Here is a 4840-nt window from a genome sequence, read left to right on the forward strand (position 1 = left end):
TGTTATTAAACCATTGATTCCTATACAAACCTAATACACTCAACACATCTCTGCTACCTGCATATGCAGGATTTATACTTAATGTGTTGTACATATACTGTGTGTATTGCGCGTCCTGCTGTGCAAATGCATTGTCACTTGAGAAACCGATAAACATCAGCGCTAAAAAAGGTACAAGTAATTTTCTCATAATTTTTAATTTAACGCTACTATCTATTTCTAAATAGCAGCGTTGATTATTCTAGGTTTTCTATCTTCTATTGATATATAATGGACCAGCTAATTTTTGTGTTGCTTCGTTGTCATCAATATACTCTAACACGTAGTAGTATGTTCCTACTGGCAATTTCTCATCTCCATTAATGGTTGATCTACCTTCTGATATTCCTCTAAAGAAATTATCATTTTGACCATAACCTTCCGTTCCATAAACTTCTACTCCCCAACGGTTATAAATTCTAACCGTATTTCTTGGGTAGTTCTGAATTCCACTTATCACGAAAACATCATTTAAACCATCACCGTTTGGTGTCATAATATCAAAAACAATTAAATCTGAATTAGGATCTGGATTAACGTTATTACATTCAGCATAATCAGGTATTCCATTTGCATTTACATCTGAAATCTCCTGGCCGTTTGGTATACCGTCACCACCATTTTCATCACAGTTCTCACAATCAAATTCTAACCAAGCATCACTTACTCCAACTACTATTTGATTTTCGTAGTCAATAACTTGACTGTTCCAATCATAGTCACAAGAATCTTGAGGGTTTGTTCCATCCATAAATTCTTGACCGTTAGAAACACCATCACCGTCACAATCTAGAGCTAAGAACTCTCCAGTAGGCTCTACTGTCATACTTCCAGGAATAAATTCACAAGGATCATTAGGATCTGTTCCGTCTAATAATTCATCTCCATTTGTTACTCCATCACCATCACAATCTCCATTTAAGAAATCATCACTAGCAGTACCAATATTACTCAAACTAGATGCTATATCAAATACACAAGGATCTTGAGGGTCTTCGTCTGAACCATTTGGAGTACCGTCACCATCACAATCTGCATCTAACCAAGCTTGACTTGGAGGAACAGTTTGACTTATCACTAAGTAATCACAAGGATCAAGTGGATTAGTTCCATCTAACAGCTCATCACCATTTGTAACACCATCACCATCACAATCTAATGCCTCCCATACTGGTGTTTGAGGAACAGAAGCGTTTTCAATCATAAAGCTACAAGGATCTAAAGGACCTGTACCATCTATAAGTTCATCACCATTTGTTACTCCATCACCATCACAATCATCATCTTCCCAAGCAGTAGACGGATTAACCGTTTGACTTGAAACTTCAAAATCACAAGGATCTAATGGATCAGTTCCGTCAGCTAATTCATCTTGATTTGTAACTCCGTCACCATCACAATCTGCCATCATCCAATCACCACTAGTTGGTAACGTTTGACTTGCAACATTAAAATCACAAGGATCTAATGGGTCAGTTCCGTCAGCTAATTCATCTTGATTAGTAACACCGTCACCATCACAATCTGCTGTCATCCAATCACCACTTGTTGGTAATGTTTGACTAGCTACATCAAAGTCACAAGGATCTTGAGGGTTAGTACCATCTAACAATTCATCTCCGTTAGTAACACCATCACCATCACAATCTAATGCCTCCCATACTGGTGTTTGAGGTACTGTAGCATTTTCAATCATAAAGTCACAAGGATCAAGTGGATCAGTACCATCTATAAGCTCATCTCCATTGACAACACCATCACCATCACAATCGGCAGATTCCCACTGCTCACTAACTATTGTGATATCTTGGTTAGCTGGATCATAGCTACAAGAATCATAAGGATCAGTCATATCAATAACTTCTTGTCCATTAGTAACACCATCACCGTCACAGTCTCCTGCTTGCCAGATTGGATTTGTTTGATCTTCATCACCAATTACACCATCATCTACACAAGGGTCAAATGGAGCTGGATCATTTCCGTTTATAGTACCATCACCATCACAATCGGCTAATGACCAAATTGGGTTTGTAGGATCTTCATCTCCTATTACACCATTATCAACACAAGGATCTAATGGGTCTGGATCAACACCATTAGGTGTACCATCACCGTCACAATCTGCATCTGCCCAAATTGGGTTTGCAGGATCTTCATCTCCAACTATACCATCATCAATACAAGGATCGAATGGTTCTGGATCAACTCCGTTTGCCGTACCATCACCATCACAATCTGCATCTAACCATTCGCTAGTTACAATTGTAATATCTTGATTTGACACTAAGTAATCACAAGGATCTTGTGGATTAGTACCATCATTGATTTCAGTTCCATTTGAAACACCATCACCATCACAATCAGCACCTAACCACTGAGGGCTAACTGTATCAATATTTTGTACAGATGAATCATAATCACAAGGATCGTTAGGGTCTGTTCCATCAGGACCAGCTACTCCATCACCATTTGGATCTACTTCAATTCCATTGATAACTCCATCTCCATCACAATCTGCAGTATACCAATCAGAAGTAATATCCGTAAGGTCTACCATAGTGATATCAGCATCAACACAAGGATCAAGTGGATCAGAATCAGTTCCGTTAGGATTACCATCACCATCACAATCTGCGGCTGCCCAATCTCCGCCTTGAGGTAAAGTAACATCGTCTTCATTATATTCACATGGATCGTTAGGATCTGTTCCGTTTGGTCCAGCTGTACCGTCCATATCAGGATCTACTTCTGTTCCATTTGAAACACCATCACCATCACAATCAGCCATATACCAATCTGAGTTGTTATCTGATAAATCAACATTGGCTAAGTTTCCACCATCACAAGGATCGTAAGGACTTGGATCATCTCCGTTTAACTCACCATCTCCATCACAGTCTGCTGCTGCCCACACATCGTAGTTAGCATCGCCTGGCATTGGGTTAGTTACTGTATCTGTATCTCCATCACAAGGATCAAATGGCGCTGTATCGGTTCCATTAGGTTCTCCATCACCATCACAATCAGCATCTAACCATTCGCTAGTTACAATTGTAATATCTTGATTTACTTCTAAATAATCACAAGGATTTTGTGGATTAGTACCATCATTGATTTCAGTTCCATTTGAAACACCATCACCATCACAATCAGCACCTAACCACTGAGGGCTAACTGTATCAATATTTTGTATAGATGAATCATAATCACAAGGATCGTTAGGGTCTGTTCCATCAGGACCAGCTACTCCATCACCATTTGGATCTACTTCAATTCCATTGATAACTCCATCTCCATCACAATCTGCAGTATACCAATCAGAAGTAATATCCGTAAGGTCTACCATAGTGATATCAGCATCAACACAAGGATCAAGTGGATCAGAATCAGTTCCGTTAGGATTACCATCACCGTCACAATCTGCTGCTGCCCAGTCTCCACTTTGAGGTAAAGTAACATCTGCTTCATTATATTCACATGGATCGTTAGGATCTGTTCCGTTTGGTCCAGCTGTACCATCCATATCAGGATCTACTTCTGTTCCGTTTGAAACACCATCACCATCACAATCAGCCATATACCAATCTGTATTGTTATCTGATAAATCAACGTTTGCTAAGTTACCACCATCACAAGGATCATATGGACTTGGATCAACTCCGTTTAATTCACCATCTCCATCACAATCAGCGGCTGCCCACACATCGTAGTTAGCATCGCCTGGCATTGGGTTAGTTACTGTATCTGTATCTCCATCACAAGGATCATTTGGTACTGTGTCCATATCGTTTGGTGTTCCATCACCATCACAATCGGCTGATGCCCAGTCTCCTCCTTGAGGTAAAGTAACATCTGCTTCATTATATTCACATGGATCGTTAGGGTCTGTTCCGTTTGGTCCAGCTGTACCATCCATATCAGGATCTACTTCCGTTCCGTTTGAAACACCATCACCATCACAATCAGCCATATACCAATCTGTATTGTTATCTGATAAATCAACGTTTGCTAAATTACCACCATCACAAGGATCATATGGACTTGGATCATCTCCGTTTAATTCACCATCTCCATCACAATCAGCGGCTGCCCACACATCGTAGTTAGCATCGCCTGGCATTGGGTTAGTTATTGTATCTGTATCTCCATCACAAGGATCATTTGGTGCTGTGTCCATATCGTTTGGTGTTCCATCACCATCACAATCGGCTGATGCCCAGCCTCCTCCTTGAGGTAAAGTAACATCCGCTTCATTATATTCACATGGATCGTTAGGGTCTGTTCCGTTTGGTCCAGCTGTACCATCCATATCAGGATCTACTTCCGTTCCGTTTGAAACACCATCACCATCACAATCAGCCATATACCAATCTGTATTGTTATCTGATAAATCAACGTTTGCTAAGTTACCACCATCACAAGGATCATATGGACTTGGATCATCTCCGTTTAATTCACCATCTCCATCACAATCAGCGGCTGCCCACACATCGTAGTTAGCATCGCCTGGCATTGGGTTAGTTACTGTATCTGTATCTCCATCACAAGGATCATTTGGTGCTGTGTCCATATCGTTTGGTGTTCCATCACCATCACAATCGGCTGATGCCCAGTCTCCTCCTTGAGGTAAAGTAACATCTGCTTCATTATATTCACATGGATCGTTAGGGTCTGTTCCGTTTGGTCCAGCTGTACCATCCATATCAGGATCTACTTCCGTTCCGTTTGAAACACCATCACCATCACAATCAGCCATATACCAATCTGTATTGTTATCTGATAAATCAACGTTTGCTAA

At 40.4% G+C, this 4840-nt stretch carries 2 protein-coding genes; both read right to left on the reverse strand.

Translation table 11 applies throughout. The features are described 5' to 3' along the window. Positions 1-157: type IX secretion system membrane protein PorP/SprF (locus GBH57_RS15885; RefSeq protein ID WP_373865842.1), on the reverse strand; the 157-nt coding region annotated here is incomplete at its 3' end. Between the two features lie 93 nt (positions 158-250). Further along, a partial coding sequence (locus GBH57_RS15890; RefSeq protein ID WP_151675484.1) for a T9SS type B sorting domain-containing protein occupies positions 251-4840 on the reverse strand: 4590 nt, incomplete at its 5' end.

Source organism: Patiriisocius marinus, assembly GCF_008974325.1.
Taxonomy (GTDB): domain Bacteria; phylum Bacteroidota; class Bacteroidia; order Flavobacteriales; family Flavobacteriaceae; genus Patiriisocius; species Patiriisocius marinus.